We start from the raw sequence: 26,477 nt of genomic DNA on the forward strand, positions 1-26,477 counted from the left end.
ACTTAGGCCTGTTTTTCAAAAGATTGAATGATTCCCTTCATCACTTCTGTAGCCTTTTCCATTGCATCTACAGAGATATACTCGTATTTTCCGTGATAGTTTTCTCCACCTGTAAAAATATTTGGAGTTGGCATACCCATGAAGGAAAGCTGAGAACCATCTGTTCCTCCGCGAATAGGAATGATTAATGGTTCAATATCTAATGAAACCATAACATTCTTCGCTATATCCACAATTTCCATAACAGGGGTAATTTTTTCGCCCATATTATAGTATTGGTCTTTTACGTCAACAGTAATTGCTTTCTCTCCATATTCGGCTATAATTTTTTCTGCAGTATCTTGGAAAAGCTGTTTTTTAGCTTCAAATTTTTCGCGATCATGATCACGAATAATGTAGCTTAACTCAGATTTTTCTACATCTCCATTAAAATTCATCAGATGAATAAATCCTTCATTTCCATCTGTTTTTTCTGGCACGGCATCTGTAGGCATATGAGACTGGAATTTAGTAGCCATTGTAATGGAATTCACCATTTTTCCCTTAGCAGAGCCAGGGTGCACACTCTTACCATGAGTGGTCACTTTAACGCCAGCTGCATTGAAGCTTTCATACTGCAGTTCCCCAAGTGGACCTCCGTCCATTGTGTACGCATATTTTGCTTCGAATCTCTCTACATCAAATTTATGTGGCCCACGACCAATTTCCTCATCTGGTGTAAATGCTACGCGGATTTTCCCATGTCTAACTTCCGGATTTTGCAGGAAGTATTCCATAGCGGTCATAATAATAGCGATTCCTGCTTTGTTATCAGCACCTAGTAAAGTTGTTCCATCTGTAGTCATCAATGTCTGACCTACATACTGTTTTAGTTCTGGAAAGTCTGTAACAGACATTACAGTATGATCATTTAGTTGAATATCCTGTCCATCATAGTTTTCGATTAGCTGAGGATTTACGTTTTTGCCTGTGTAGTCTGTTGCTGTATCCACATGTGCTAAGAAGCCAATTGTAGCCACTTCTTTATCTGTGTTAGCCGGAAGAGAAGCAAATAAGTAACCATTCTCATCTAATGTTATTTCTTCCATTCCAAGCTCTGCTAATTCCTTCTCCAATAAATGAAGTAGGTCCCATTGACCTTCGGTAGAAGGGCAAGAAGTGCTCGAAGCGTTGGATTGAGTATCTATTTTTGCGTATCTGGTTAAGCGTTCAATCAGTATTTCTTTCATGTTAAAATCTCCTCCAATATGCAAAGCATATGTTTATTTTAACAGATTATTCCGTGTAGCGGAATAATGGGAAATTATACTGAATGCAAATAGAAATTGTGCTCCGTAATATGAAAGCATTACTAGCGCATGCTCATAAGGAACGTCTATTATAAATTTGTTAATTGCAAGAATAGAGTCAGAGAATATAAACAAAGTAGCGCCAATAATGGCGAATTTATTCCCTGTTTGGAAAGCATTCCATCCCATAGTCAATATCACTGCTATGTAGAGAACTACAGCAACAGCTAAAATGGTTTCCTTTTCTGACCATAACGTTCCTGCTAGCCAAATGGTCATAATAAGACCGTATATTAATAATAATGCGGCTGCCCATTTAGGAATTGAATGTTTCTTAATTTTTCTAAAGGCAAAAATGTAAATAATATGTCCAATCAAAAATGTGATGAGACCAACTATAAACCAATAAATTAATCCATCTGCAAGCATACATACAAAAAGTCCTAAAATAATGAGTGTTTTATAAATCTTTGGCAAACCAGGCGCTTGATGGAACGCAAATAAAATAATAAGCAGCATAGGAATTAATTTGAACGTGATTTTTAATCCAACTGGATCATGAGGAATCAAGAATATATAGATGATTCCCATTAACGCAATAGCAATGGATAAGATTTTACTCCACATAACTGCACCCCTTTAAATTTGTTATTTACAAATATTTTCCTGATATTGTATGAGGTCCTAGTCTAATAAATTCTATATAACCACACTAAAAGGACTGAGACATGCTGTCCCAGTCCTATACTTCGGACACTAGAGATCAAATCTCAAAAAGCTGAGACCGCTCACCGCTCGGGAACTGCCTCTTCGCTTTTCTAAATTTGCTTGCCGGGGCAGATATAGGCGTTTAATCTTCATAATAAGGAGGATTATGTGTTACATAAGTTCCCCCTATAAAATCATGAAGAGCTCGCTTATCTTCACGTAAACCTACCATGAAGGCACTTACAATGACACCAATACCTAAAGTCAACCCATAAAGAAGCCCTGCGATTAAATCTCTCTTTACCATCGTCCAAATATCTACATTAGATCCGTCTATCTGGACGATTCGAATACCTGTGATTCTTTTACCTACCGTATATCCCACCCAAAAAATAGGTACTGCAAAGGAATAGAATGTCTGACCAATTGTGGTAAGCCAAGTATCACCTTCTCCTAAAAATATGAAGCTAATTAGTGATAACGGTATTCCAATAATAATTGCATCTAACAGACTTGCCCAAAAGCGTATCCAAAAACCAGCAGGATTGCTCATAAAGTATAAACCCCTTACTTTCTAATATTAAAGAGCAGCATCGTTTACGCTATTTAAGTAATCTTCAATCGTACCAATAACTGATTCCACGCAACCTTCTTCAAAAGGAGAAATGAGATGAGCTTCCTCTACAAGCTTGGTGAAGGACATAGAGCCTCCTAATTTACAAAGGTGTAAATAATCTCTCCACGCGGCTTCACGATCCTCTCTGGAACGTTTCCAAAATTGGAATGCACAAATCTGCGCCAATGTGTAATCAATGTAATAGAAAGGACTTGCGTATATATGTCCCTGACGGTGCCAGAAGCCACCAGCTTCGTAATAACTGTTGCCATCATAATCACGGTGAGGTACGTAAATTTGTTCAATTTTTCTCCACGTGGCCTTTCTTTCTGCAGGAGTCATTTCTGGATTTTCATATATAGCGTGCTGGAACTCGTCTACAGCTACTCCATAAGGCAAGAAGAGAAGCCCACTGCTTAAATGAGCAAATTTATATTTTTCGGTTTGGTCTTTGAAGAAAAGTTCCATCCAAGGCCAAGTAAAAAACTCCATACTCATCGAGTGAATTTCACAGGATTCGAAGGTTGGCCAAATATATTCCGGAATGCCAATGTTGCGACTAGTATATACCTGGAATGCATGACCTGCTTCGTGAGTAAGAACATCAATATCTCCTGAGGTTCCATTGAAGTTAGAGAAGATATATGGAGACTCATAGTCATCTACAAACGTACAATAGCCGCCAGCTTCTTTCCCTTTTTTAGCTTCTAAATCCATCAAGTCACGATCGATCATAAATTGAAAGAACTCAGCTGTCTCTGGAGATAGCTCTTCATACATTTTCTTCCCATTATCAATAATCCATTGTGGAGAGCCTTGTGGAGTAGCATTCCCTGTTAAGAAGTTAAGTGGTTCATCGTAAAATTTAAGTTTATCTACTCCAATGCGGTTAGCCTGTCTTTCATATAGCTTATTTGCAAGAGGAACAATGTGATCACGTACTTGGTCACGGAATTTTTTAACCATTTCCGCGTTATAGTCGATTCGATTCATACGAACATAGCCAAGCTCAACAAAGTTTTTATAGCCTAGTGTAGTTGCGATTTCATGACGAATTTTAACAAGTTGATCATAAATACTATCAAATTTTTCTTCGTTTTCTTGAAAGAATCCAGCTGAAGCTTCTCTAGCCTTTTTTCTTACTTCACGATCAGTAGACTCCGTAAATTTTCCGAGTTGTGCGAGTGTATATTTTTCCCCTTCAAACTCGACTTCGGCCGATGCAACAAGCTTAGAGTAGTCAGAAGTTAGTTTATTCTCCTTTTGCATTAAACTTATTACCTCTGAAGAGAACCCCTTGATTTGAAAGTCCGCAAGATCAAATAGTTGGCTACCCCATTTCTGTTCCAATACGTTTCTATATGGGGAATTTACTAGAACTTTATAGTATTCCGTTACAAGCTCATCTACCTCAGGGCTAATTTCATCAAAGAAATCTCGTTCTTTTTGATAAAATTCATCGTTTGTGTCAATAGAAGCTCGAATATAAACAAGGTTAGCCTGAGTAGAAAAATTGTTGCGAATTGCATTTATTTCTTCAATCACCGAGTTCTGCTCTTCAACAGATGTTGCTTCCTTCATTTTAGCCAATAGTTCATGAAAAGCCATCTTCATTTCTTGTAAATCTGGTCTCTTATATTTGTATTCCTTAAATGTAACCAACGTATTTCCCCCTATATATATATTAATCTATTCCTTCTAATTGTTTATTATTTTCAGATAAATTGCAACTTATAATTTAACTTGTTTTATTATAGATAATAATATAATATGTTTGTAAATAAATAAACATATTAAGGAGTTGTTTGTATTAGTCATGATAGAAAAATTTTGGGAAGTTACCATTGAAGAGATGAAAAAGGGATACGTGGAAGAAACAAACGTTTTTCAGTGTTTGCTATGTGGGGAACAGATAGAAAAGGGTGTCATCTACCCGGAGAATAATGTGTTATATGAAGCTGAGAAGTTTATGATTCGTCATATCGGCAACAAACATGTGTCAATTTTTGAGTATTTAAGTGGTTTAAACAAAAAGCTAACGGGCTTGACCGAACATCAAAACAGTCTGATTCGTCTATTTTTTGAGGGGAAGAGTGATTTAGAGATCCAAAAGGAGCTAGGAATAGGGAGTGCCTCAACTATTCGAAATCATCGGTTTGTTCTAAAGGAAAAGGAAAGACAGGCGAAAATATTTTTAACAATGATGGAACTGTTGAAGGAAAGAGATAATCATGCCCCTGCATTCCTGCCTGTTCACAAGAATGCAACCATGGTGGATGATCGCTACAATATCACGGAAGAAGAACAAGCTGAACTCGAAAGCAAATTTTTTCCCGAGGGGATTAACGGACCAATGCTAAAATTTCCGAAAAAGGAAAAACAAAAGCTTTCAACACTTAGAGTTATTATTCAACGTTTTGAACAAGAGAAAAATTACACTGAAAAAGAAATAAATACGATCTTAAAAAATGTCTATGAGGATTATGTGACGTTAAGACGTTATTTAATCGAGTATGGGTTTTTAGATAGAAAAGATGATGGCAGCACTTATTGGGTGAAGGATTAACGATGAATTAAAAAGAGCCTCAAGTAAACTCTGCAAGAGCTTATAGTGGATAGAAAGATACAGAGGAGAATCGATGTAACAAAGGGAGCTCGGATAAAGAAGTCAATCCGTTCTTTTAGCTAGGGAGAGATTATAATTTTTGCATCTCTCCCTTTTATTATTTTCCAGATACAAAGGTTTTGAGCAAGGCAGCCCTTTCACGTAATCGCAATTTTGACTCTGAAATTTGTGGTGTCTTAGCAGCAACCACATCTGCATTCCATCCTATTCCTTCTGCAATAATCTTTGCCCGTTGTAGATGAAAATCACTCGTAATAATTGTGACAGAGGTAACGCTATCGGGTAGAAGCTGTTGGGAGAACAGAAGGTTTTCATACGTAGAAGTGGATTGATCTTCTACGATTATTCGACTCTCGGGGATTCCATTCTCCATGAGATATTCCTTCATAACCACTGCTTCCTCTATATCCTCGTCCGGTCCTTGTCCTCCAGTCACAACGAGCTTTACATTATGATATGTGTTTGCATATTCTAGTGCAGCCTCTAGACGATATCGTAGTGCAAGAGAAGGAATCTGGCCTTGTTTAACCTTGGCCCCTAACACAATTGCGTATTCATTGGAACCGTTTGCCTTAGGTTTTAATCCATCCTCTAGCCATTTGCTTGTAAGCATCCACATACCGACTCCACTAGTTGCCATTATTATTAAAGGAACTAGCACAATCCACCTCTTTTTTTTGCTCATTTAACCACTCCTTTTACAGTGATGGCTTTTTTTTCTTCATAACAGAGGAAATCTTTACTTCTTCTTTTCGAATTAACCGCTGAACATTCTCTATATGTAAGAACGACGCCATTAGAAATAGAAATCCTGCAACTATGATTGGACCTATTCCATCTGCGGTCCATATAGAGGCTCCTATAAAGATAAGGTAGAAAAAGAATACACCTATCAATAAATAATCAGTCAAAAGTGTGATGCAGATTAACAATAATAGTCCTGCTAATCCAATCGGCCAATGTAACGCTAGCAGTACTCCAATGATGGAAGCTGTGCCTTTACCGCCTTTAAATTTTGTGTAAATAGGAAAGTTATGCCCTAAGATTACAGCAGCACCAGCTATATAAAGCAAAAAATCATGCTCAGAGGTACTAAGTGAGGTCAGCTGCGGAGCAATTAATCTTGCCCCAATAATCATAATTGCGCCTTTTAAAATATCTATGGCTCCTACTAAAACGCCATACTTCCATCCAAGCACTATGGTGGCGTTGGAAGCTCCTGAATTATTTAAGCCTTCTTTTTTTATATTAACACCACTCATCCATTGGGCTAATTTTGATCCATGAATCGAACCAACTAAGTAGCCTATTAAAAGAATGCTAACACTCCAAATAATCATTCTATGACACCCCCAAAAATAATATTCTATCTATTATATTAAACGATTATAAAATGATGAAGTTTCAGAATTTTATATAAAATAACTTGACTTATAAATAACGGAGGATTTATACTGTGTAACAAGATGGAACACTAATCTAATACTCTTATCAAGAGTGGCGGAGGGAATAGGCCCTACGATGCCCGGCAACCACCAAGTTCTTTTACTTGGAAAGGTGCTAAATCCTACAAATTCTTTTATGAATTTGGAAGATAAGAGGAGGAACATGTCAATTTGACCCCTCTTCTTAAGTGAAGAGGGGTTTTTACATTGGCAGTTCTATAATCCTCTCCCGCCTCCAAGCATCCATCTAATCTACTAATAACGGAGGAATTCAAAATGACAAATCTTCAAAAAGAAACACTTCTATTGCATGGTGGACAACAACCGGATCCAGTCACAGGATCAAGAGCGGTACCGATTCACAAAACAACCTCATATGTATTTCAAAACACTGAGCATGCTCAAAATCTATTTGCATTAAAAGAGACTGGTAACATCTATTCCCGAATAACAAACCCAACAGTTGATGTTTTTGAGCAAAGAATTGCATTACTTGAAGGAGGTACTGCCGCAGTGGCCCTTTCATCAGGGATGGCAGCCATTGCATTTTCTATTTTAAATATTGCAGGCGCTGGAGATGAAATTATCGCAGCTGAAAACTTATATGGAGGGACCTTTAATCTTTTTGCTCATACACTTCCTCGCTATGGAATTACTGTAAAGTTTATAGATTCAACGGATCCTGAGAATTTCAGATCAGCAGTTACTGAGAAGACAAAAGGTTTTTTTGCTGAAATTATTGGAAATCCAAGCTTAAATGTACTGGATGTGGAGCAGGTAGCTACCATTGCGAACGAAGTGGGGGTTCCATTACTAGTAGATAATACTTTCGCTACTCCGTTTGGTTCAAATCCAATTGAGCATGGCGCTCATATAGTTATCCATTCGGCGACAAAATGGATTGGAGGTCACGGTACAACAATTGGTGGAGTAGTAGTTGATGGAGGTAACTTCAACTGGAATTCTGAAAAATTCCCGGGCTTTACAGAGCCAGACGTAACCTATCATGGTTTGCGCTACGGAATCGATGTTCCAGGCGTGGCATTTGCTATAAAGCTAAGAGTCCAGTTGCTACGTGATTTTGGTCCTTCTCTAAGCCCAGAAGCAGCTTTCTCCTTTCTTCAAGGATTAGAAACACTTCACTTACGAGTGCCAAGACATAACGAAAATGCCCAGAAAATTGCGGAGTACTTAAATGACAATGAGGAAGTTTCATGGGTTAACTATTTAGGGCTTGAAAGCCATCCTACACATGAACTTGCTAAAAAGTATTTAAAGAATGGATACGGTTCTATTTTGACATTTGGAGCAAAGGGAGGTAGAGAAGCAGGTAGACATATTATCGATAATATAGAGATTTGGTCACATGTAGCAAATGTGGGAGACGCAAAATCTCTAATTATTCATCCAGCTTCCACTACTCACCAACAACTTACACCGGAGGATTTAGTAAAAACAGGGGTTACAGAGGATCTAATTCGCTTGTCTGTAGGCTTGGAGGCAGTAGAAGATTTACAAGAAGCACTCGGAAAAGTACTTTTAGAGAAAACAAATGTCCTCTCTAGATAGAATTTTGTTGTTAATTGAGTGGAAATAGTCTACAATATGTAAAATAGTCAATTAGTTAATTGAAATTTTATTCAAGTACGATTATTTAAATTCAATTGTACAGATTCATTTGGAGGAGACAGCATGGCAAAAATAAAAGCAGCAATCTTAGGATTTGGAACAGTCGGCCAAGGGATTTATCACATTGTGAATGAAAAACGAGAAGACTTAAAAAAGTCATTAGGATTGGACATCGAAATTTGTGCGATTCTCATTAATAATTTAGCTAAAGAAAGACCCGAGACCCCAGGCGTATTAGTGACAGATGACTTTGAGGATATTGAAAATATTCCTGGGCTTCAAGTAGTTTTTGAAGCAATAGTTAACGAAGAGCCGGCTTATAGCTATTTATGTAGAGCGATAGACAAGGGCTGTCACGTCATTACAGCAAATAAGGTCATGTTCTCAAAATATAGTATCCCATTGCAGGAACGTGCAAAGTCACGAGGAGTTTTTGTAGGGTATGAGGCGACCACTGCAGGTGGAGTCCCAATTATTAAGACATTAAAAAATCTACTTCAAGTAAACTCAGTGAAAAAGATTCAAGGCATTTTAAACGGAACGTCCAATTATATTTTGACACAAATGCGTTTAGAAGAATCTCCATTTGAAGATGCGTTAAAAGAAGCACAGTTATTAGGGTATGCGGAGGCAGATCCTTACAATGATATCTCTGGTCAGGATGCATTTCGCAAATTAATGATTTTAAGTGCATTAGCGTTTGGAAAACAGCCTGATTGGAACGAGGTACGTGTAGTAGGTATCGATGAAATTACATTAGAGGATGTGCGTAAAGCGAAGGATACCGGGCTCCGTTACCGCCATGTGGCAGAAATCGAACAGGATGAAAACGGAGAGCTTTATGCTTCAGTAGGACCTCAATTAGTGGGACCAGATCATCCGTTATATGCTATTGAAGGTGTAAATAATGCTGTATCCTTAGATACGAACTATATTGGAACACTAACATTGGTAGGACCTGGAGCTGGTATGTATCCTACTGCTAGTGTAATGGTAGAGGATTATGCAGAGATCATTGGAAAACGCGCAGGTTTTTTCATTACTATATAAAAAAACAAAAGGACATTTCCCAAGGAAACGTCCTTTTTGTTTGATGTATGCTTAAAACTGTTAGTCTTCGTCTTTAACGTCTATGTCTTCTGGAATAGGAGTGTTTCGCCACTCGTCGATTTGGCGTTTCAATTCTTCCACTTGCTCTAAATGGGTTTCGAACTGTGCACTATTGACGACATACTGCTCTCCGTCAAAGACAGCACGTATCTTTTTTTCGGCTATATACCTTTTGACCTGATCAAGTGGCATAGACAAGAAATCAGCCGTTTCTTCTACTGTCATGTACATGTACAAATCCCTCCTACATATTAGTATAATAGAGAAAAAGAAGTAACTCAACGCTCCTACTTATATTTTAGTGATAGCAGAAAGGATGAAATGAGTGACTGTTATACCATACATATTCGTATTACTCGGTGCCATGCTTTGGGGAACGACAGGCACTGCCCAAACATTTTTACCAGATAATGCACACCCATTTATTATTAGCGCAGGGCGTTCAGCAACGGGAGGAATTCCTTTACTGATCGTTATGATTTTACTAAAAAAATTTAAGTTTCGCTCTTGGCCATGGAAAGAAACATTATACGCTGCTATTTGCATATCCCTGTTTCAATTATTATTTTTCTCATCGGTTCGTTTAACAGGAGTGGCGATTGCTAGTGTGGTGGCTATAGGAAGTGCACCGGTATTCTCCGGAATGGTTGAGTGGATCTTCTTTAAAATGAGACCGACAAGAGTATGGGGTCTCTCTACTGGACTAGCAATAGTAGGCTGTCTGTTTTTATTTTTAACGAAGGGTGAAGTCACTATAGATCCCGTCGGCATTTCGTATTCACTGATCGCCGGACTTATTTTTGCCTTTTATACATTAACAAGCAAATCTCTTTTGCAAAAGGAAGAAGCGATACCCGTGGTAGCGATGACATTCTCGCTTAGTGCGTTTCTGTTAACACCATTTCTCTTTGTGTATGACATAAGTTGGCTAGCTGATGCAGGGAACGTGGGAATCATCTTCTATTTAGGATTAGCTACAACAAGCGTGGCCTACGTTTTGTATGGTTGGGGTCTTCGCAAAATCCCAGCCTCCTCTGCACTGACCTTGTCTCTAGCAGAGCCAACTACAGCAGCCCTTCTTGGTGTGGTTGTCGTAGGTGAGATATTGAGTGCTACTTCTTGGGTCGGTATTGGCCTCCTGCTTGGAAGTATTGTCATTCTGACTGTAGGCAGTAAAGCAAACAAAGAATCGAAACAGGTGGAGGTATAGGTTGAAAAATGTAAGCGAAAGACAAGTAAATCACATGAATCTGAAGAGTGCTATACCAGCATTTATGGGCTTGAATCTATGTTGCTTGGCAATCCTCCTTTTTATGGTGATAGAAGACTATTTGGCACTTTCAAGCGTCTTATCATTTAATGAAGTTTCGAAAATGATTATCTTAATAATCTTCGCATCGATTGTTTTAACCCTATATGGAATTTTACTTACCTATTTAACTTCAGCAGAACATATAAATGATACGAATAAGGGATATCAAAACAACTCGATTTTTGTTATTGTCTCGTTTATGTTTGTAGCTGCACTTTTTGAGGAACTACTTTTTCGAGGAATTATCCAAAATGTCTTGTTTTTAACCTTGGAACATCAATGGCTTGCAATTATTTTAACTGCTTTTTTGTTTGTTGCATTTCACATACAGTACTATAGGAAGCCGTGGATGCTGCTAAATATCACAGTTCCAAGCTTAGTGTTAGGCTGGAGTTATTTTTATACAGACAATTTATTGGTCCCTTTATTTATTCATTTTGTAAACAATGTTGGTATTACGATATTATTTAAATTTAATGTGATAAAACTAAAATCTTAATTGGAACCGCAGCCTTTTAAAAGGGGCTGTGTTTTTTGTTTTCAGGGAAAGGTGAATGAGTGCGACTTGTTGAATAATATAAAAAGAAGTCCTAATCAGGAGAGGAAAGCTACCATTTGCATGTATATGATACAGATGCCATGGAAAGTTCGGAGAGTCATATAGAAGAAACATTGGCTTTACCAAAGCATTGAGAGAGGGATCGTTATCCCTCTCTTTTAATCTAATTTGTTTGTGTTCTGAAGATTATCTAGCTTTCTAGAAATATCTTTTAATAGTTCATTGCGCTCTTTGCTTGAATGAACCAATGTAATGACAAACCAGATAATAAAAATCCAGAATGCAAAGAAAAGAATAAGAGGGATAATTGCAATAATTGTATTAATCATACTTCTCCTCCTTTACTATTTTATTGCTTAAATGCTCATGAATGAGTAACCACCTTCCTTCTTCCTTCACGAACACATTCGTAGCTCTACCTTCTCCACTTGAATACTCTCCATTGATGTACCCTTCATAAAAGTAAGTATAAATACAAGTGGCTGAAGTTTCACCTTGATGAAGCCAGTATACATTGCGAGCTTCATAGTTTTCGTCTTTTACAATGGTCCAAGCATTTTCAAAATAAGTCTGAATTGCTTGATGAGTGGTACAGGTTTGATCAGAAAAAAAATAAACGGCATCTTTGTGCAATACTTTTTGTACTTCTTCAAAGTTGTGGGTATTAGTTGCTGCTATATAAGTGTTCAATATTTCCATGATTATCCTCCAAATATGTATTATTTTTATAATATAGAAAACTTTTCGTGAAAACAACCGAGGTTTGAAACTAAAAAGGAGCTTCCAATTGGCAGCTCCTTTTGTTTATGTCCATTTAGCGAGATTTATGACCGCATAAAAAATTTTATGACCGTTCATAAGGAAAATATGACCGTATAGATTTTTTTATGACCGGATACAAGTATTTATGACCGTTCAGCTTTAAAATCCCAAAACGCTCCTAACCTCCGCCATATAAGATTGGCTAACGGGTAATTCCGTACCGTTCGTTAATACAACTAATAAATTTGATGAAAAGTCTCGAATGATTCGATCAATAAAGGAGATGTTGACGATATAAGAGCGATGTATACGTATAAAATTATCGGGTAGCCGCTTTTGAAGATCCTTTAAAGGAATAGTTGTTTTATACGTCTCTCCCTCTGCGTAAAACCAGGTCTTCTTTTGCAAACTTTCCATGTATTCTATTTTTTCAATGGGCACTGGCTTCCATTCATCTTCCTTTTTTCCTGTAAGAAATCGAAAGGGTTGAAACTTCTTCACGCTATGTTGTGGAGGGAGTATTACAACTAATACTGCATCTTCGCCATTAATCTCTATTGGGTATCCCACCCCGTAATAAGGTATATGAAACAAATTATCGTCTAACACAGCTTCCGCTCTGCATCCACTCTTCAAAACTACATCTGCAATACTTCCTGGCTGTACCTTCTGTCCTTCTTTTAACTGGAGATCATGCTCTCCTGCGTAGTAATAGATGTACTGGTCTTTAACGGCAATTGCTATGGAAGCCTCCTTAGGAATCCACTCCTCTAGCAGGCTACTATATCTCTTTAATTGGTTTTTTGTTATTTCCATTTATACACCTCCAAGGTCAATTATTTGCATTCATCCATCCTATTTCTAATTCATCCCTTTAAAAAAGCAACCTATCCAAAAACCGATACAGAATAATTCCTTCTGTTATATATTAGATTACAAGAAACACAGCTGTTATGATACAGTAAAAAAGACATATTTTCAATTATCGAAAAATTAAGGAGAGGTGTGTTGAATTATGATAAATAGACAACAACAAGTAGAAGAGCTTAGAAAGCAATGGGAAGAGGATAGCCGTTGGAAGGGAATAGAGCGCCCTTATACTCCAGAAGAGGTTATTAAACTTCGAGGATCGCTACAAATCGAGCATACATTGGCGCGCAAGGGAGCAGAACGCCTTTGGAAATCTCTTCATACAGAAGATTTCATAAATGCCTTAGGAGCCCTAACAGGAAACCAAGCAGTACAGCAGGTAAAAGCAGGTCTTCAAGCAATTTACTTGAGCGGCTGGCAGGTGGCAGCAGATGCTAACCTTTCAGGTCAAATGTACCCAGATCAAAGCCTTTACCCGGCAAACAGCGTGCCAGCAGTAGTTAAGCGTATTAACCAAGCTCTACAACGGGCAGACCAAATTGACCAAGCAGAGGGGCGTGAGGATGAGTTTGATTGGTTTGCACCGATCGTTGCAGACGCTGAGGCTGGTTTTGGTGGACCACTAAATGTATTTGAATTAATTAAAGGAATGATTGAAGCTGGGGCAGCAGGCGTTCACTTAGAGGACCAATTAGCCTCCGAGAAGAAATGTGGTCATTTGGGAGGGAAAGTTCTACTTCCTACGCAAAATGCTATCCGCAATTTAGTAGCAGCTCGTCTAGCAGCAGACGTGTCAGGGGTACCAACCGTTTTAATCGCACGTACAGATGCAGACGCTGCAGATATGGTTACAAGTGATATCGATCCAAGTGACCATGAATTTATTACTGGGGAAAGAACGCCAGAAGGCTTTTACCGAACAAAGGCAGGTATCGACCAAGCAATTGCACGTGGTTTAGCATATGCACCATACGCAGATCTAGTTTGGTGTGAAACGTCCCATCCAAGCCTAGAGGAAGCAAAACAATTTGCTGATGCCATCCATGCTAAATATCCAGATAAAATGCTTGCATACAACTGCTCTCCATCCTTTAACTGGAAGGCTAATCTGGATGAAGAAACGATAGCTGAGTATCAAGTAGAACTAGGCAAGATGGGTTACAAGTTCCAATTCGTTACACTTGCAGGTTTCCATTCACTGAATCACAGCATGTTTGAGCTTGCGCATGAATATAAAACTAAAGGCATGGCAGCTTATTCTAAATTGCAGCAAGCAGAGTTTGCCAATGAGTCAAAGGGGTATACAGCTACCAAACATCAGCGTGAGGTTGGTACTGGCTACTTTGATGAGGTATCTCAAATTGTATCTGGTGGAACTTCCTCTACAACTGCAATGAAGGGATCCACAGAAACAGCACAATTTGCTTGATCATTGAAGAAATGGGAGGGTAAAGGAATGGAACAAACAACTGCAAAAAATATTGAAGTAGTAGGGAATGAAGTTGAAGGAATGTACGAAATATTAACGCCAGAGGCTTTGGATTTCATCGCTTCACTTCATCAAACATTTGATGATCGAAGAAAGGGATTACTGATTGCTCGGAGAAAACGCCAAGAAAGGCTAGATAATGGTGAAAAGTTAGATTTTCTAGCAGAGACGAAGCATATCCGAGAAGGGGATTGGACAATTGCCCCAATCCCTCAGGATCTACAGGATAGAAGGGTAGAGATTACAGGGCCGGTCAATCGGAAAATGGTCATCAATGCCTTAAACTCTGGAGCCAAAGCATTCATGGCCTGCTTCGAGGATGCAACATCTCCTACGTGGGAGAATATGATTGAGGGTCAAATCAATATGAGGGATGCAGTTAAAAAGACGATTTCTTATATTCAACCTGAAACGGGTAAAAGCTATCATTTAAAGGATGAAACAGCAGTGTTGCTCGTGCGTCCAAGAGGTCTACATCTCATGGAGAAAAATATTCATATAGATGGAAAACCGATTTCCGGCAGCTTCTTTGACTTCGGTTTATATTTTTTCCATAACGCAAAAGAGGCAATCGAGCGGGGAACAGGACCGTACTTTTATCTGCCAAAGCTAGAAAGTCATCTAGAGGCTAGACTGTGGAACGATATCTTTGTTTTCGCTCAGGAGAAGCTAGGTATTCCACTGGGGACTATAAAAGCAACTGTATTAATAGAAACAATTATGGCGTCATTTGAAATGGATGAGATTTTATACGAGCTAAAAGAACATTCTGCAGGATTAAATTGTGGACGCTGGGATTATATTTTCAGCTACATCAAGCGCCTCCGCAATCAGCCAGGGGTAATCTTACCAGACCGAGGCCAGGTGACAATGACTTCTCCGTTTATGAGAGCATATACGCAGCTTTGTATTCAAACCTGTCACAAGAGAAATGCTTCCGCAATCGGTGGCATGGCAGCCCAAATCCCCATTAAGAATGACGAAGAGGCAAACGAGGCAGCCTTTGCCAAAGTACGTGAAGATAAAAGAAGAGAAGCCTCTGATGGTCATGATGGAACTTGGGTGGCCCATCCAGGGCTAGTACCAGTAGCATGGGAGCAATTCGATGAGCATATGCCAACCCCAAACCAAATCCATCGTAAACGAGAGGATGTGCAGGTAACTGCGGAGGATTTACTTGAAGTGCCAACTGGAACAATTACGGAAGAAGGACTTCGATTAAACTGTAGTGTTGGGGTTCAGTATATCGCCTCTTGGCTTCAAGGAAATGGAGCTGCACCTATTAACAACTTAATGGAGGATGCAGCGACGGCAGAAATTTCTCGTACGCAGGTTTGGCAATGGGTTAGACATCCAGAAGGAAAGCTAGAGGATGGAAGGGAAATTACAATGCCGCTTGTCGAGCAAGTTCTAACAGAGGAGCTAGGAAAGCTAAAAGCAGATTTCGGCAATGATATCTATTTGTCCGGTAGATATATGGAGGCAGCAGAGCTATTTTTGACTCTTGTAAAAGAGGATAACTTCATTGAATTTCTAACAATTCCAGGCTATGCAAAACTATAGGAGGTGATTGGAATGAATAAACCTACAAGTGAAAAAAATTCAAAGATTTGTCGCGAATGTGGATGTGTCATCCAAGAGCAAGTAGAATCTCCATTATTCGAATGCGAACGCTGTCTAAACAAAAGAAGTGAATAAATAAAAAGAGCTTGGAGGCAATCCAAGCTCTTTTCATTACATTAATTTGGTTTTGTATATTGTTCATCTCTTGTAAAGGTGCTAACTGCTCCCATATGTGGAAGAACAGCCGGGCTTCCATCTTGTTGCACGAAATCAATCTCCTCTAATTTAGGGAAGTTCTCAAAGTAGGAATGAAGGACTTTACCAATGAATAAATACTCCCCAGCCGTACCTTGTACGTTTTCTGTAGTTTTATCCATAACAAGCACTAGCTTTTTATCGTCATTTTCAAATCGATAGTCCAACAAACCGACTTTAGTTGTATCTATTTCCTCAAATATTTGCTTCACCATATCACCAGATGGATCGATTTCTACCTCATAAGGCTCCACGAATTCAGCATTATCGTCCTCGCGATAAAGAGTAACTTTACTTATTTCTTCTGCAGGAGGGGCGCTCTCCTCTGCTTTTTCCGTACCAGCCCATTCATAAGTAGTTTCAACTTTTTGGTCACTAAGTTCAGGTGCTAATGACCAAGCCACCAGCGTATACTTTCCAGCAGGTACATCCACGAGCTCATTTTCCAGGTCTAGCTCAAAGGTAATTTCTTCATTTGGCTGAAGCTTTTTTTCTTGAATTGCTTGTGTAAAGCTTTTATTTGCAGAGTACGTATATACTACTGTTTTATCTTGGTCCAGTAGCTGATATTCCACTTCCTGGCCACTGGTAAATGACAAGGTACTTTCTTTATTTGACTCGTTTTTTATAAGGAAAACTGCTTCTCCATTAGCGTCCACGTTTAACTGAGTAGACACTTTAGGCTCAGTTTCTTGCTGCTCGCTTCCCGTCGTAGAATTATTTTCATCATTATCATTAGTTCCGCAGCTTGCAAGAATTAAGAGCATAAAAACAGTTAGCAAACTCCATAGCATTTTTTTCATCTTGTTCACTCCTTTAAAACATTAGACAGTTTTTGCGCGAGAAAGTTTCAGATAAGACGGAAAAATAATAGAATAGATGCTACAATTAGATAAAAATGGTATTTTATAGGGCGAAATATTCTTATTTAGTTGTTAATTAATTTATATATAAGAACGATGACATGTAAGGTGAACAACATATAATTTTAGATTGGAGTTGAAAATTATTGATAAATTTCGTTCATTAAATGTAGTCCAAGTCATTTTAACGATCTTTTTTTATCTTTTATTTCTAATATTATATCTTCAAGATTACATTGATGGAATCTCGTTTTTACTAATATTACTGATTAGCCTAATTGTTTTATCTATCTCAATGATTGTGCTTCGAAAAAAACGAGCAACGAGACGAAAAATTGGAATTTCTCTATCCATACTTCTCCTATTATTTTGCTATGAGCTGCCGCTGTTAGGGTTTATCTCAAAAACACACGTAGCAGACGTATACTTAGAGCCAAGGCAGACAGTAGTAGGTTCAGGGATCTATATAGTAAGCGTTGCTTCTATACCTTTAGATAATATGGAAAGCAAACAGGAGGCACAGGAATATTTGATAAGAACAAATGAAGATTTTTATAAGATTACTAAATTGACGAATCAAATACTTTATAAAGAAAAAAATAAGACGCTATTAAGTTGGATACACCTAAATGAAAAATCTCCAAAAGACAAGATGAGAGAGAATCTGAAGCAATATTTCGGGAAAGAAGAGGTAAGGCTTACCGATTATTTTAAACATGATCAAGCTATAGGAGATAGTTCGGGGCTTAGCTTATTACTAACAGAACTCATTATAAAAGGCGAATTGCAAAATAGGTTAAAAATTGCTGTTACAGGGGCAATCGATGGAGACGGAAACGTATCAGCTATAGGAGGCTTGAAGGAAAAGCTACAAACTGCAGATAAATACGATTTTCACTTTATGATTATCCCGAGCGAAAATGCAAAAGAAGCTGTAGCTATTCAAAAAGAATTAAAACTAAATATGGAAGTCTATGATGTTGAACATGTAGATGGAGCGGTTGAACTTATTAATGATTTGAACGAAAAATATAGAAAATAACTTTTAAATAAAGTATCTATGAAGGATTATCTTCATTCTTTAAATAACTGAGAAGGTTTTTTGAAGAAAGAGGGATTATTTAAGTGGATGTTGAATAATTTTAATAGGTTAGTGAGGCTGGTTGATTAAAAAATGTTTTTTAAAGGAGGGCGATAAGATGGATGTTTTCAAAACCCAGTATGATTGGATACAACGTACAAGGGAATCTTTATTTGATTATTGCGAAACGTTGTCACCTGCAGATTATGTTAAAGAGCTTGAAAATTTCGGTGGTGATTCAGTTCAAAGTCTACATGTTCATGTAGCTAACTGTTATCGAGTATGGTTAGGAAATCGTGCACTTGGGAAATCACTTTCCAAAATAGAAATAGAATCAGTAAACAATGTCGAGAAAATGCGCGAGATTTTCAGGGGAACGGATGACTTGGTTTATGAATTTCTCAAAAAATTTAGTGGTAAATGGGATGAAATTAATAAGGTTGATGGAAGAGGGGAATTTACAGCATTGTGGCTTTTTACCCATACCATCACTCATGAATTTCACCATAAAGGACAAATCGTTAAAATAGGAAGACAACTTGGGTATATCCCGCCAGACACTGATCTCATTGAACCTCAATAGTTAGAGATTAGCAGTTTCGAGATGGCTTCGGCATCGTAGAGTCCTACTATCGTAACGGTTAAAGGGCAGTAATTTAATAAAAAGTAACATTGAGGGCATCCAATCGGGTGCTCTTTTAATATTTGATAGGAATAAAATGCACTTTCCTTATTGAACTTATACAGTAGGAAAGTTGAATTAGGAAAGGTGAAAATCGTAACGTATTTATAGAACAAACTTTTATATAATAGCTTGATTTTCGAGGATGCATTACCTAGTAATTAAACCATCTTTCCCATATAATTTATTTTAGTTAAGTTAACTAAAAAAAATTATATGGGAGGGCTTAGCATTGGAAAAAGAACTATTGGAAAACAAAAATAAACAAAAGAAACCATTTCTATTTAAACTTGGAATAATACTTCTAATCCTTTATCCTATATTTTGGGGGGCCGCAGCCATCGTACCTTTCACCTCATTGCCAACCCATATAAAGGCTACTATCATTCCCGTATGTATAGTAGTTGGCGAAATCATATTCTTGATAGGTGCTGTATTTGTTGGGAAAGAAGTGGTGAACAAATACAAAAACAAGTTAAACCCGAAAAACTGGAGAAGAAAAGGTGACAGTCAAGAGCATGAAGAATGAAAATATAGCTGAGAAAGTCAATCAAACAATTGAACCTGTGGCTTAAATACGTCACACTCTTTTTTATACAATAACCCCTTTTCTCCAAGTTCCACTGAAAATGTACGCTTATCTTCCACGTTTTGCTTTCTAATAATATATCCTTCTGCCTCAAGTTTAACTAACTGTTGACTGATTGCACTCTTGGTTATATTCATTTTTTCCGCCAACTTTTGTAGTAGTAGATGATGGGTGCTGAATAATTAATGTTAGCAACGTATATTGTTGATTATTTAATTGAAAATTCATATAATTTATTTCTTTTTCTTCTAGCAACAGCCATAGCACTATGCTGCAGAACGTCAATTCATGAAAACATTTTGAGTGCGTTGGTGCAATTCTTCATTAATGTTTCTAAAGACAACGATATGTATAAGCTAATATAGAGACTGATTAAATTCATATCTTTAAAACCACCGACTAGAGAATATGTTAGGTGGTATTTTTATGAGGAAAAGTATATTTAGTGTACCCCGTTTAAAAATGCTCATGACGTATTTAAAATAAATATTGTAAAACTGTAAAGTTCTGCAAGTCAACGATATCAAAGAAATCAATTAAATATATGAATTTCTTAAGATTTTCTTCAGAATTATACTGCTGGAATGTTAAGAAATGAAGGTTACAATAAGAAACATAAGAAAGCGATGCGGAGGAGGTATAAGGATGCCTGAGTTTACTGTACTAGTGACGGACGATGATCAAGATATTCGAGATGGAATAGAAATATATTTAAAAAATGAAGGCTACCGTGTATTGAAGGCGGGAAATGGATTAGAGGCGCTGGAGCTGTTGGAGGAAAACGAGGTTCATGTCATTGTACTAGACATTATGATGCCTCAAATGGATGGGATTTCTGCTACGTTTAAAATAAGAGAGCAAAGAAATATACCTATTATTATGTTAAGCGCTAAAGCCGAGGATTCAGACAAGATTCATGGATTGTCTGTTGGAGCGGATGATTACGTGACGAAGCCCTTTCACCCAATGGAGCTTGTAGCTCGAGTGAAGTCTCAACTAAGAAGGTATACAAAGCTTGGGACATATCAAGGGAAACAAGCAACCGTAGAGGTAGATGGACTTATATTAAATCAGGAAGCAAAGGAGCTCTCCGTGGAAGGCGAAGCAGTTAAGCTTACACCTATTGAGTATAAGATTACAGAGTTGCTGATGATTAATGCAGGTCGAGTTTTTTCTATTAATGAGATTTATGAGAGAGTTTGGAACGAGCCAGCTTATAACGCAGAAAATATTGTAGCCGTCCACATTCGAAAAATACGTGAAAAAATTGAGACGGATCCTAAAAACCCAAGATATTTAAAGGTGGTGTGGGGAGTTGGCTATAAAATCGACAAGTAAATGGAGTCTGATATTTTCTATAACTGCTATTTTATGTGGTGCACTTTGCTTATTTTATTGCACAATTCACCTAATTCCCATCATGGATATTAGTAGAACATTTACCGAAGCAATTGAATTAATGAAAGGGGGAGCAAGATGAAACGTCCGCTAGGAAAAGTAGTTATATTGAGTGTGTTAGCAGTAATAGCAATTGGTGCTCTATATACTCTCACAAATAAAGCCAGAGAGTACGTTGGTACTTCTTATTTTGATAGTTATGATTTTCAACAAGAGTTAAGTGAATATGAATCTGCACTAGTCCCATTAGTATTGGCTGTCCCAGATATAGAAGAAGTAAAGAAAAGTATAACAGTGTCCTCTAGTGAGATTGAAGAGTATCGAAATCGTTTTGGAAATTTAGAGGAGCAGATTTATTCAATTGAGCAAAATTATGAGGAAAGAATAAATTCTACAACAACAGAGGAGACCTCAACTGATGGTGATGCAGCACAGGAGCAGACCAAGGAAAACTCACTAAAAGACGGTATAATAGCAGAACGTGATGCAAAGATTGCCGATATTAGAAAGAACTTTGAAAGCGATGAATATGTAGAAGATAAGATTCGAAGAGAAAAAGAAGACGAAGTGGATGCTTACTTTCGAAACTTAACTAAGGCCAAGAATAGATTTCTCATTGAAAGAGATGATTTTAACTACGAATTAAAAAATATAGAAACTGGAGAAGTATTTACCAATGGTGATATTGGGAAGAAAAATGCATTTAAGAAAGTGTTCTCTAGTGATAATGGATTTTTAAAGAAAAGTAACGTTTATGATTTAGCAGAAATGGAAAGTAATTATTATGATGGTGAAGAGTGGGATCTGAGAGATGCCATTGGAGATCAGTATTCTCGTTTTGAAGGCACAATTGCCATATCTGAAGCAAGTATGCTAAGTGGAAATAGAGCTGATCAATACAATTACTTTAAAACACAACAGCTAATATTCTACGGTGTCATTGTTATAGGGATTCTTTCAGCAATATTTTTTGTTTCCTTATGGAGGAAGAATCGAGATACATTCCAATTTGAGCCAGGGCGAGAAAAATTTCAGAGCTTGCCTATGGATGTTCGTTTTGTGTTAGTTTTCGTTAGTGCTTATCTAGCAATCCTATTTTCTAAGGAAGCAATGCTATCTATCTTTTATTATGGCGGATATGATATTCCAATCGGTAGTTTTATTGCAGCAGTTATATTAACGGCATTAACCTTATATCAATTGCCATGGCTGAAAAAATCATTTAATACAGCAGATTGGAAAAATAGCTTAACAGTAAGTTGGATTAATTCATTAGAAGGTTTCTTCCTGAGACGTTCTATAGGGGTACAAACGATTATTCTGTTAGTAGTGATTTTCTTCTGGGGATTTGGAACAATGTTAACCTTTCAGTTATGGGAGTTAATTTTGGTTTGGATTCCAGCTACATTATTTATCGGTATTCCGGTATTAGGTATTTTAACTTCTCGGATGGCTTACTTGAACAGGATAATAGGAAAGACAGAAGAGATGGTTAAAGGTAACAATGGAACGGAAATAAAAGTAAAAGGCAAATCACCAATAGCAGAGCTTGCATCTAATGTTAATGAGCTTAGAGGTCGTGTGCAATCCTCTCAAACAGAGCAGGTAAAGAGTGAACGATTGAAGACCGAGCTAATCACAAATGTCAGCCATGATTTGCGTACACCTTTAACTTCTATTATTACGTACACTGACCTATTGAAAAATCCCGATATTACGGAGGAAGAGCGAGCTTCGTATATCGCGATTTTAGACAAAAAGTCATTACGTTTAAAAACATTGATAGAGGATCTATTTGAAGTTTCCAAAATGGCTACAGGAAATATTGAATTAGACAAACGTAAGGTAGATTTAACCCAGCTTTTGCAACAGGCAGTTGCCGAGCACCAGGAGGATATTGATAAATCAGGTCTCGATTACCGAGTAACTATCGGCACAAAACCGATCATGTCCTACGTAGATGGTCAGAAATGGTGGAGAGTTCTAGACAACCTTATTATTAATACGTTGAAGTACTCCCTACCTAACACACGGGTCTATATAAATTTAGATCAGGTGGATGGATACGCGGTGTTTGTTATTAAAAATATCGCTAAATATGAGCTAGGTGATGATGTGGCAGAACTTACTGAGAGATTTAAGCGCGCCGACACATCTCGTCATACAGATGGCTCTGGTCTAGGGCTTGCTATTGCACAATCCATCGTAGACCTACATGGCGGAATTCTAAGAATGGAAGTAGACGGAGACTTGTTTAAAGTTACTGTGAAAATACAAACAATCTAGTTAGAAAATGTACCCCCTCCTTTTGCGGAGGGGGTTTTTAGTATGGAAATGGATTGTAGTAAACCAGCGTGTAATTGTCGTAAAGTAGAGCTCGATTGTAGTAAAGGAGCTCCAGATTGTCGTCAAACTGTCTCGAAGTAAGGGGGAGGAAGTGCATTGTAGTAAAGTAGCGCTTGATTGTAGTAATCGAGCCCCCGATTGTCGTAAACGGGCTCGGGATTGTCGTAAAACTATCTCGAGAGAAGGAATAGGAATTGTAAATGAGACCCTAATCCAACCACACTCTGTAAACACATGTATTATTCAGAGACAGTGGCATTTATCTTTTTTGGATTACATAATATCTGCTTCTCGTGTTGTTTACCGGATATAATTTAGAGGTCTTCATTAAGTATGACGCCATATGCTTATCTTTTAGATTCAGGAAGTCCACACACTCTTTGTTAGAGATAGATTCTTTATACAAATAAAACCAGTCCTCTAATGCTTGATGCTGCATTATCTTTTTTAATGTTCCACAAGTAGGGCAATTACCTTCTATAAATTGAAAGCATTGTGAACATAGCATTCCTCGTTTTATATCTATAAGTTCCAACGGATAGCTATGAGATAGAGGCTTTGGAACAAACTCTGTCGAATGTGTCATTAGATATTTTATTAGTTGTTGAAATTTAGTAATGGATAAGACATCAGGGAGTGCATTGAGTGAATCGATGTGGGTGGCAATATCGCAGCCCATAACTGCTTTCACTTGTTTAGGAGGTTGTGCCACTATAGTTTTGGTAGATGCAAATACAATAAAAGATTTAATTGGAATTTGAATTTTTAGGGGATGTAGTAGTAAAGCTAGCTTTTGGGTATTGCGTATTACTTGTTGCTCGGGACATTTAAATGCAGTGATTTGGTCGTCGATTTCTCGTATAAGTTGTTCGGGATTTCTTTGGAAGGAGATTTTCCCACGAATATTTTTGACTTCAAGGATTGCTAAATACTTTGGGGTAAGAATTATGGTGTCTATTTGAAGATAGATGGAATCAGAAATAGAAAAGTGGAGGTCTTTTAAAATTGAGTAATGCTTAGAAAAGGGGATCTGTTTTAAAATATTATCAACGTAAGTCTCACCAGCGTAACCAGCTTCAAGACTGTAAATCCGATTTTCTATGTGCGGTATTAGTGGGTGTTGAGTAGAAAGACGATGAATGGAGCGCTTGTAAACTTCGATTGTTTTAGGAATACTTCGTGGTTGGTCTATATTAATCACTCCTTTCTTGTACAAGATACCACCTAGTAAAATATAAAACAAGTAGTAGGAGACAGAATTTTCCCATAAATGATATACTCAAATTAAAAGGAGGTGGGAAGCCATGGAATCTTTATACCAACTTAACTTTGCGAGAATCTATACACTAGGAAGGATTAAACAGTGCAAGGAAGATATGTGGGATATAAAGCCTAAAGGATTCTCCAACACCGTTCGATGGAACGTAGGACACCTCTATGTACAAATGGAAATATTGGTTCAAAAAGCAATTCCAACCTACAGTATTGTTCATCCCGAATGGATACAATTTTTTGCTCCAGGGACAGATCCGGATGACTGGCAGGAGGTCCCACCCTCAAAGGAAGAGCTTATAGTTAGTTTAAAAGATCAGCTAGACCGTGTGCTGGCACTTTTAGCACCTAATCTTCAGGATTATTTAATTGAAACATTAGAAATAGGAAATCTACATAGCATGGAAACAGTAGAAGCAATTGTCCAATTCATTGTTTGGCATGAGGGGGTTCATGCCGGAGTTATTCATTCTATCAATCAAGCAAATGCGGTGTAAAATATGAAAATATATATTGTAGGCTCTGTAGGAAGTGGCAAAACAACACTTGCTCGCCAGTTGGCACAGCATTATAGAATTCCCCATTTTGAAACAGATAACTTTGTTTGGACTAGAAATCATCAAGGGCAAGGGGATATTAGGAATTCTGTGGAAAAAAGGGATGAGCTACTAAAAGAAGCAGTGAACCTCGACCAATGGATAATCGAGGGTGTACATATAGATTGGACGGACCCAGGATTAGAAGCCTCCGATTACATTATTTTTCTAGATATTCCTGTGTCTATTAGGTATTTCCGAATTACAAAGAGGTATGCCCGTCAAGTGCTTAGATTGGAAGAGGCTAACTACCAACCGACCTTTTCTATTTTTCTAAAAATGTTTCAATGGACAAGCTACTTTGAAAAACAGATGAAACCAGAATTTTTAACGAAGTTTAGTAAGTATGAGATGAAAGTGGTACTACTGACAAAAAATGATTTATCAGTAGTTCAAAAAAATATATAGTTTTACTGGCACTGCTAAAACAGACAAAAAGATGACCCTCTTATGTATAGGGTCATCTCTTTCTTTTTAATGCTTCAAGTTCATTAATGACGTAGTCTAATTTTTTTTCTATTTGAGAAAGCTGAAGTTTTTGATTGCTCTTAGATTTTTTTTCGGATTGCTCTTCTTCTAAGTTTTCTTGGAGGGTAATTCCTTCTCCAATCGTGCCAATAAGAAAACCTAATGTCACGACGACAGAGCCCAAGAAGTCCAAAGTTGCGCCTAAGTTTGGTTGCTCACTGGATTTGTCGTTGTTTTTGGGATTCATATGTTGTCTATCATCCTTTGGCTGTCTTTTTAATAGCATATGACAGCTCGAGAGGATTGGTTATTTTTTTGTAGAGACTAACTTATGCTCATACGCATAAATGACAGCTTGAGTTCGATCATTGACCTCCAGCTTAGATAATATGTTGCTTACGTGTGTTTTTGCAGTTTTTAAAGCAATGTATAAAGTGTCCGCTATTTCCTGATTAGTTTTACCTTCAGCCATGAGAAGAAGTACCTCTCTTTCTCGATCGGTTAAATCTTCATGTAGTGCATGCCCGGAGCCTTGGCGCATTCGCATCATCATTTTATTGGTTACCTCTGGCTCTAATACGGCATTCCCACTTAAAGTTTTACGAATAGAATCAGCTATATGAGAAGCTTTCGAGGTTTTCAATAAATAGCTAATTGCTCCTGCCTCTAGTGCGGGGTATACCTTGTCATCGTCTATAAAACTAGTGACAACCATTACCTTTGCTGTGGGCCATTTTTGGATAATTTCCCGAGTTGCCTCTGCACCGTTTAAAATAGGCATGACCATGTCCATAAGGATGATGTCAGGTCTGTGCTCAAGAGCCAAGTCAACGGCTTCTTGACCATTCACTGCCTCCGCGACGACCTCCATATCTGGCTGTGCCTGTAAGTATGCCGAAACCCCAATTCGTACCATTTCATGATCGTCAGCTAACAAAATACGTATCAT

At 37.7% G+C, this 26,477-nt stretch carries 29 protein-coding genes, 1 pseudogene and 1 riboswitch; of the genes and pseudogenes, 15 read left to right on the forward strand and 15 right to left on the reverse strand.

The window, feature by feature from the left end; translation table 11 throughout:
• Positions 1-2: 2 nt before the first annotated feature.
• From pepT to MHB55_RS00930, 4 genes are all read right to left on the reverse strand, one after another.
• A complete protein-coding gene (gene pepT / locus MHB55_RS00915; RefSeq protein WP_144538337.1) occupies positions 3-1,229 on the reverse strand; it encodes a peptidase T in 1,227 nt (408 codons plus the stop codon).
• Positions 1,230-1,262: 33 nt separating this feature from the next.
• Positions 1,263-1,916 carry a lysoplasmalogenase gene (locus MHB55_RS00920; RefSeq protein ID WP_154311914.1) on the reverse strand — a complete coding sequence of 218 codons (654 nt, stop codon included), beginning with the start codon at positions 1,914-1,916 and terminating at the stop codon, positions 1,263-1,265.
• Positions 1,917-2,139: 223 nt separating this feature from the next.
• Complete coding sequence (locus tag MHB55_RS00925) at positions 2,140-2,550, reverse strand: RDD family protein (RefSeq protein WP_340844011.1); 411 nt, start codon at positions 2,548-2,550, stop codon at positions 2,140-2,142.
• 27 nt (positions 2,551-2,577) lie between these two features.
• Positions 2,578-4,275, reverse strand: a complete 1,698-nt coding sequence (locus MHB55_RS00930; RefSeq protein WP_340844012.1) for a M3 family oligoendopeptidase — start codon at positions 4,273-4,275, stop codon at positions 2,578-2,580.
• 154 nt (positions 4,276-4,429) lie between these two features.
• On the opposite strand from MHB55_RS00930, the gene MHB55_RS00935 reads away from it, so the two are divergent.
• The gene (locus MHB55_RS00935; RefSeq protein WP_191697297.1) at positions 4,430-5,179 is read left to right on the forward strand and encodes a DUF2087 domain-containing protein; all 750 of its coding nucleotides are present in this window, start codon (positions 4,430-4,432) and stop codon (positions 5,177-5,179) included.
• 157 nt (positions 5,180-5,336) lie between these two features.
• Here the strand turns inward: MHB55_RS00935 and MHB55_RS00940 are convergent, their stop codons facing one another.
• Positions 5,337-5,924: a YdcF family protein gene (locus MHB55_RS00940; RefSeq protein ID WP_151111703.1), complete on the reverse strand. Its 588-nt coding sequence runs from the start codon at positions 5,922-5,924 to the stop codon at positions 5,337-5,339.
• A gap of 13 nt (positions 5,925-5,937) precedes the next feature.
• Complete coding sequence (locus MHB55_RS00945; protein ID WP_151111701.1) at positions 5,938-6,579, reverse strand: glycerol-3-phosphate acyltransferase; 642 nt, start codon at positions 6,577-6,579, stop codon at positions 5,938-5,940.
• A gap of 145 nt (positions 6,580-6,724) precedes the next feature.
• Positions 6,725-6,840, forward strand: a riboswitch (SAM riboswitch).
• A gap of 120 nt (positions 6,841-6,960) precedes the next feature.
• Here MHB55_RS00945 and MHB55_RS00950 point away from each other — a divergent pair.
• Complete coding sequence (locus MHB55_RS00950; protein ID WP_151111699.1) at positions 6,961-8,253, forward strand: O-acetylhomoserine aminocarboxypropyltransferase/cysteine synthase family protein; 1,293 nt, start codon at positions 6,961-6,963, stop codon at positions 8,251-8,253.
• 123 nt (positions 8,254-8,376) lie between these two features.
• Entirely contained in the window at positions 8,377-9,363 is a 987-nt protein-coding gene (locus MHB55_RS00955) for a homoserine dehydrogenase (RefSeq protein WP_144538345.1), read from the forward strand.
• A 60-nt stretch (positions 9,364-9,423) separates the two neighbouring features.
• Here MHB55_RS00955 and MHB55_RS00960 read toward each other — a convergent pair whose 3' ends face one another.
• Positions 9,424-9,654 (reverse strand): excisionase family DNA-binding protein, encoded by a 231-nt coding sequence (locus tag MHB55_RS00960; protein ID WP_144538346.1) that lies wholly within the window; start codon positions 9,652-9,654, stop codon positions 9,424-9,426.
• A gap of 94 nt (positions 9,655-9,748) precedes the next feature.
• Between MHB55_RS00960 and MHB55_RS00965 the strand changes: the two genes are divergently transcribed.
• Entirely contained in the window at positions 9,749-10,633 is an 885-nt protein-coding gene (locus MHB55_RS00965) for a DMT family transporter (RefSeq protein ID WP_154311910.1), read from the forward strand.
• Position 10,634: 1 nt separating this feature from the next.
• On the forward strand, positions 10,635-11,234 hold the full coding sequence (locus MHB55_RS00970; RefSeq protein WP_340844014.1) for a CPBP family intramembrane glutamic endopeptidase: 600 nt from the start codon (positions 10,635-10,637) through the stop codon (positions 11,232-11,234).
• A gap of 218 nt (positions 11,235-11,452) precedes the next feature.
• On the opposite strand, the gene MHB55_RS00975 is transcribed toward MHB55_RS00970, so the two are convergent.
• From MHB55_RS00975 to MHB55_RS00985, 3 genes are all read right to left on the reverse strand, one after another.
• Positions 11,453-11,623, reverse strand: a complete 171-nt coding sequence (locus MHB55_RS00975; protein ID WP_340862353.1) for a hypothetical protein — start codon at positions 11,621-11,623, stop codon at positions 11,453-11,455.
• The gene (locus MHB55_RS00980) at positions 11,616-11,993 is read right to left on the reverse strand and encodes a YybH family protein (protein WP_144538351.1); all 378 of its coding nucleotides are present in this window, start codon (positions 11,991-11,993) and stop codon (positions 11,616-11,618) included. The genes MHB55_RS00975 and MHB55_RS00980 overlap by 8 nt, the downstream gene beginning before the upstream one ends.
• Positions 11,994-12,215: 222 nt before the next feature.
• On the reverse strand, positions 12,216-12,872 hold the full coding sequence (locus MHB55_RS00985) for a LytTR family DNA-binding domain-containing protein (RefSeq protein ID WP_154311905.1): 657 nt from the start codon (positions 12,870-12,872) through the stop codon (positions 12,216-12,218).
• Positions 12,873-13,071: 199 nt separating this feature from the next.
• Here MHB55_RS00985 and aceA point away from each other — a divergent pair, with 199 nt between their 5' ends.
• From aceA to MHB55_RS01000, 3 genes are read left to right on the forward strand one after another with little or no spacing between them, the layout of a single operon-like run.
• Positions 13,072-14,355, forward strand: a complete 1,284-nt coding sequence (gene aceA / locus MHB55_RS00990) for an isocitrate lyase (RefSeq protein WP_340862354.1) — start codon at positions 13,072-13,074, stop codon at positions 14,353-14,355.
• A 27-nt stretch (positions 14,356-14,382) separates the two neighbouring features.
• Positions 14,383-15,978: a malate synthase A gene (aceB, locus tag MHB55_RS00995; protein WP_340862355.1), complete on the forward strand. Its 1,596-nt coding sequence runs from the start codon at positions 14,383-14,385 to the stop codon at positions 15,976-15,978.
• A gap of 12 nt (positions 15,979-15,990) precedes the next feature.
• Positions 15,991-16,113 (forward strand): YhfH family protein, encoded by a 123-nt coding sequence (locus MHB55_RS01000; protein ID WP_191697291.1) that lies wholly within the window; start codon positions 15,991-15,993, stop codon positions 16,111-16,113.
• Between the two features lie 41 nt (positions 16,114-16,154).
• Here MHB55_RS01000 and MHB55_RS01005 read toward each other — a convergent pair whose 3' ends face one another.
• Complete coding sequence (locus MHB55_RS01005) at positions 16,155-17,036, reverse strand: BsuPI-related putative proteinase inhibitor (protein ID WP_340862356.1); 882 nt, start codon at positions 17,034-17,036, stop codon at positions 16,155-16,157.
• 196 nt (positions 17,037-17,232) lie between these two features.
• On the opposite strand from MHB55_RS01005, the gene MHB55_RS01010 reads away from it, so the two are divergent.
• The 3 genes from MHB55_RS01010 (at position 17,233) to MHB55_RS01020 (ending at position 19,388) form a co-directional block, all read left to right on the forward strand.
• A complete protein-coding gene (locus MHB55_RS01010) occupies positions 17,233-18,138 on the forward strand; it encodes a S16 family serine protease (RefSeq protein ID WP_340862357.1) in 906 nt (301 codons plus the stop codon).
• 157 nt (positions 18,139-18,295) lie between these two features.
• Positions 18,296-18,760 (forward strand): DinB family protein, encoded by a 465-nt coding sequence (locus MHB55_RS01015; RefSeq protein WP_144538357.1) that lies wholly within the window; start codon positions 18,296-18,298, stop codon positions 18,758-18,760.
• A gap of 331 nt (positions 18,761-19,091) precedes the next feature.
• Positions 19,092-19,388 (forward strand): transporter suffix domain-containing protein, encoded by a 297-nt coding sequence (locus MHB55_RS01020; RefSeq protein ID WP_340862358.1) that lies wholly within the window; start codon positions 19,092-19,094, stop codon positions 19,386-19,388.
• 17 nt (positions 19,389-19,405) lie between these two features.
• Here MHB55_RS01020 and MHB55_RS01025 read toward each other — a convergent pair.
• Positions 19,406-19,733 (reverse strand): annotated as a pseudogene (locus MHB55_RS01025) (MarR family transcriptional regulator).
• A 360-nt stretch (positions 19,734-20,093) separates the two neighbouring features.
• On the opposite strand from MHB55_RS01025, the gene MHB55_RS01030 reads away from it, so the two are divergent.
• Both MHB55_RS01030 and MHB55_RS01035 read left to right on the forward strand, forming a co-directional pair.
• Entirely contained in the window at positions 20,094-20,786 is a 693-nt protein-coding gene (locus MHB55_RS01030) for a response regulator transcription factor (RefSeq protein WP_144538363.1), read from the forward strand.
• A 138-nt stretch (positions 20,787-20,924) separates the two neighbouring features.
• Entirely contained in the window at positions 20,925-23,132 is a 2,208-nt protein-coding gene (locus tag MHB55_RS01035; protein WP_340862359.1) for a sensor histidine kinase, read from the forward strand.
• Positions 23,133-23,451: 319 nt separating this feature from the next.
• Here the strand turns inward: MHB55_RS01035 and MHB55_RS01040 are convergent, their stop codons facing one another.
• Positions 23,452-24,408: a nuclease-related domain-containing protein gene (locus MHB55_RS01040; RefSeq protein WP_340862360.1), complete on the reverse strand. Its 957-nt coding sequence runs from the start codon at positions 24,406-24,408 to the stop codon at positions 23,452-23,454.
• A gap of 88 nt (positions 24,409-24,496) precedes the next feature.
• Here MHB55_RS01040 and MHB55_RS01045 point away from each other — a divergent pair, with 88 nt between their 5' ends.
• Together MHB55_RS01045 and MHB55_RS01050 are read left to right on the forward strand one after the other, a co-directional pair.
• On the forward strand, positions 24,497-24,961 hold the full coding sequence (locus MHB55_RS01045; RefSeq protein WP_340862361.1) for a DinB family protein: 465 nt from the start codon (positions 24,497-24,499) through the stop codon (positions 24,959-24,961).
• Between the two features lie 3 nt (positions 24,962-24,964).
• On the forward strand, positions 24,965-25,468 hold the full coding sequence (locus MHB55_RS01050) for an AAA family ATPase (RefSeq protein ID WP_340844020.1): 504 nt from the start codon (positions 24,965-24,967) through the stop codon (positions 25,466-25,468).
• Between the two features lie 52 nt (positions 25,469-25,520).
• On the opposite strand, the gene MHB55_RS01055 is transcribed toward MHB55_RS01050, so the two are convergent.
• Positions 25,521-25,775: a hypothetical protein gene (locus MHB55_RS01055; RefSeq protein ID WP_154311896.1), complete on the reverse strand. Its 255-nt coding sequence runs from the start codon at positions 25,773-25,775 to the stop codon at positions 25,521-25,523.
• Between the two features lie 60 nt (positions 25,776-25,835).
• A complete protein-coding gene (locus MHB55_RS01060; protein ID WP_144538368.1) occupies positions 25,836-26,477 on the reverse strand; it encodes a response regulator transcription factor in 642 nt (213 codons plus the stop codon).

Source organism: Psychrobacillus sp. FSL K6-1267, assembly GCF_038003265.1.
In the GTDB taxonomy this organism is placed as follows: Bacteria; Bacillota; Bacilli; order Bacillales_A; family Planococcaceae; genus Psychrobacillus; species Psychrobacillus faecigallinarum.

Bases quoted from the DNA above. Each gene is read 5' to 3' on its own strand.
- aceA (WP_340862354.1), top strand. From the start codon at position 13,072: ATGATAAATAGACAACAACAAGTAGAAGAGCTTAGAAAGCAATGGGAA.
- MHB55_RS01045 (WP_340862361.1), top strand. From the start codon at position 24,497: ATGGAATCTTTATACCAACTTAACTTTGCGAGAATCTATACACTAGGA.
- MHB55_RS01035 (WP_340862359.1), top strand. From the start codon at position 20,925: ATGAAACGTCCGCTAGGAAAAGTAGTTATATTGAGTGTGTTAGCAGTA.
- pepT (WP_144538337.1), bottom strand. From the start codon at position 1,229: ATGAAAGAAATACTGATTGAACGCTTAACCAGATACGCAAAAATAGAT.
- MHB55_RS01030 (WP_144538363.1), top strand. From the start codon at position 20,094: ATGCCTGAGTTTACTGTACTAGTGACGGACGATGATCAAGATATTCGA.
- MHB55_RS01000 (WP_191697291.1), top strand. From the start codon at position 15,991: ATGAATAAACCTACAAGTGAAAAAAATTCAAAGATTTGTCGCGAATGT.
- MHB55_RS00955 (WP_144538345.1), top strand. From the start codon at position 8,377: ATGGCAAAAATAAAAGCAGCAATCTTAGGATTTGGAACAGTCGGCCAA.
- aceB (WP_340862355.1), top strand. From the start codon at position 14,383: ATGGAACAAACAACTGCAAAAAATATTGAAGTAGTAGGGAATGAAGTT.
- MHB55_RS00950 (WP_151111699.1), top strand. From the start codon at position 6,961: ATGACAAATCTTCAAAAAGAAACACTTCTATTGCATGGTGGACAACAA.
- MHB55_RS00980 (WP_144538351.1), bottom strand. From the start codon at position 11,993: ATGGAAATATTGAACACTTATATAGCAGCAACTAATACCCACAACTTT.
- MHB55_RS01005 (WP_340862356.1), bottom strand. From the start codon at position 17,036: ATGAAAAAAATGCTATGGAGTTTGCTAACTGTTTTTATGCTCTTAATT.
- MHB55_RS00945 (WP_151111701.1), bottom strand. From the start codon at position 6,579: ATGATTATTTGGAGTGTTAGCATTCTTTTAATAGGCTACTTAGTTGGT.
- MHB55_RS01055 (WP_154311896.1), bottom strand. From the start codon at position 25,775: ATGAATCCCAAAAACAACGACAAATCCAGTGAGCAACCAAACTTAGGC.
- MHB55_RS00985 (WP_154311905.1), bottom strand. From the start codon at position 12,872: ATGGAAATAACAAAAAACCAATTAAAGAGATATAGTAGCCTGCTAGAG.
- MHB55_RS00960 (WP_144538346.1), bottom strand. From the start codon at position 9,654: ATGTACATGACAGTAGAAGAAACGGCTGATTTCTTGTCTATGCCACTT.
- MHB55_RS00920 (WP_154311914.1), bottom strand. From the start codon at position 1,916: ATGTGGAGTAAAATCTTATCCATTGCTATTGCGTTAATGGGAATCATC.
- MHB55_RS00925 (WP_340844011.1), bottom strand. From the start codon at position 2,550: ATGAGCAATCCTGCTGGTTTTTGGATACGCTTTTGGGCAAGTCTGTTA.
- MHB55_RS00935 (WP_191697297.1), top strand. From the start codon at position 4,430: ATGATAGAAAAATTTTGGGAAGTTACCATTGAAGAGATGAAAAAGGGA.
- MHB55_RS00975 (WP_340862353.1), bottom strand. From the start codon at position 11,623: ATGATTAATACAATTATTGCAATTATCCCTCTTATTCTTTTCTTTGCA.
- MHB55_RS00940 (WP_151111703.1), bottom strand. From the start codon at position 5,924: ATGAGCAAAAAAAAGAGGTGGATTGTGCTAGTTCCTTTAATAATAATG.
- MHB55_RS01060 (WP_144538368.1), bottom strand. From the start codon at position 26,477: ATGATACGTATTTTGTTAGCTGACGATCATGAAATGGTACGAATTGGG.
- MHB55_RS01015 (WP_144538357.1), top strand. From the start codon at position 18,296: ATGGATGTTTTCAAAACCCAGTATGATTGGATACAACGTACAAGGGAA.
- MHB55_RS01050 (WP_340844020.1), top strand. From the start codon at position 24,965: ATGAAAATATATATTGTAGGCTCTGTAGGAAGTGGCAAAACAACACTT.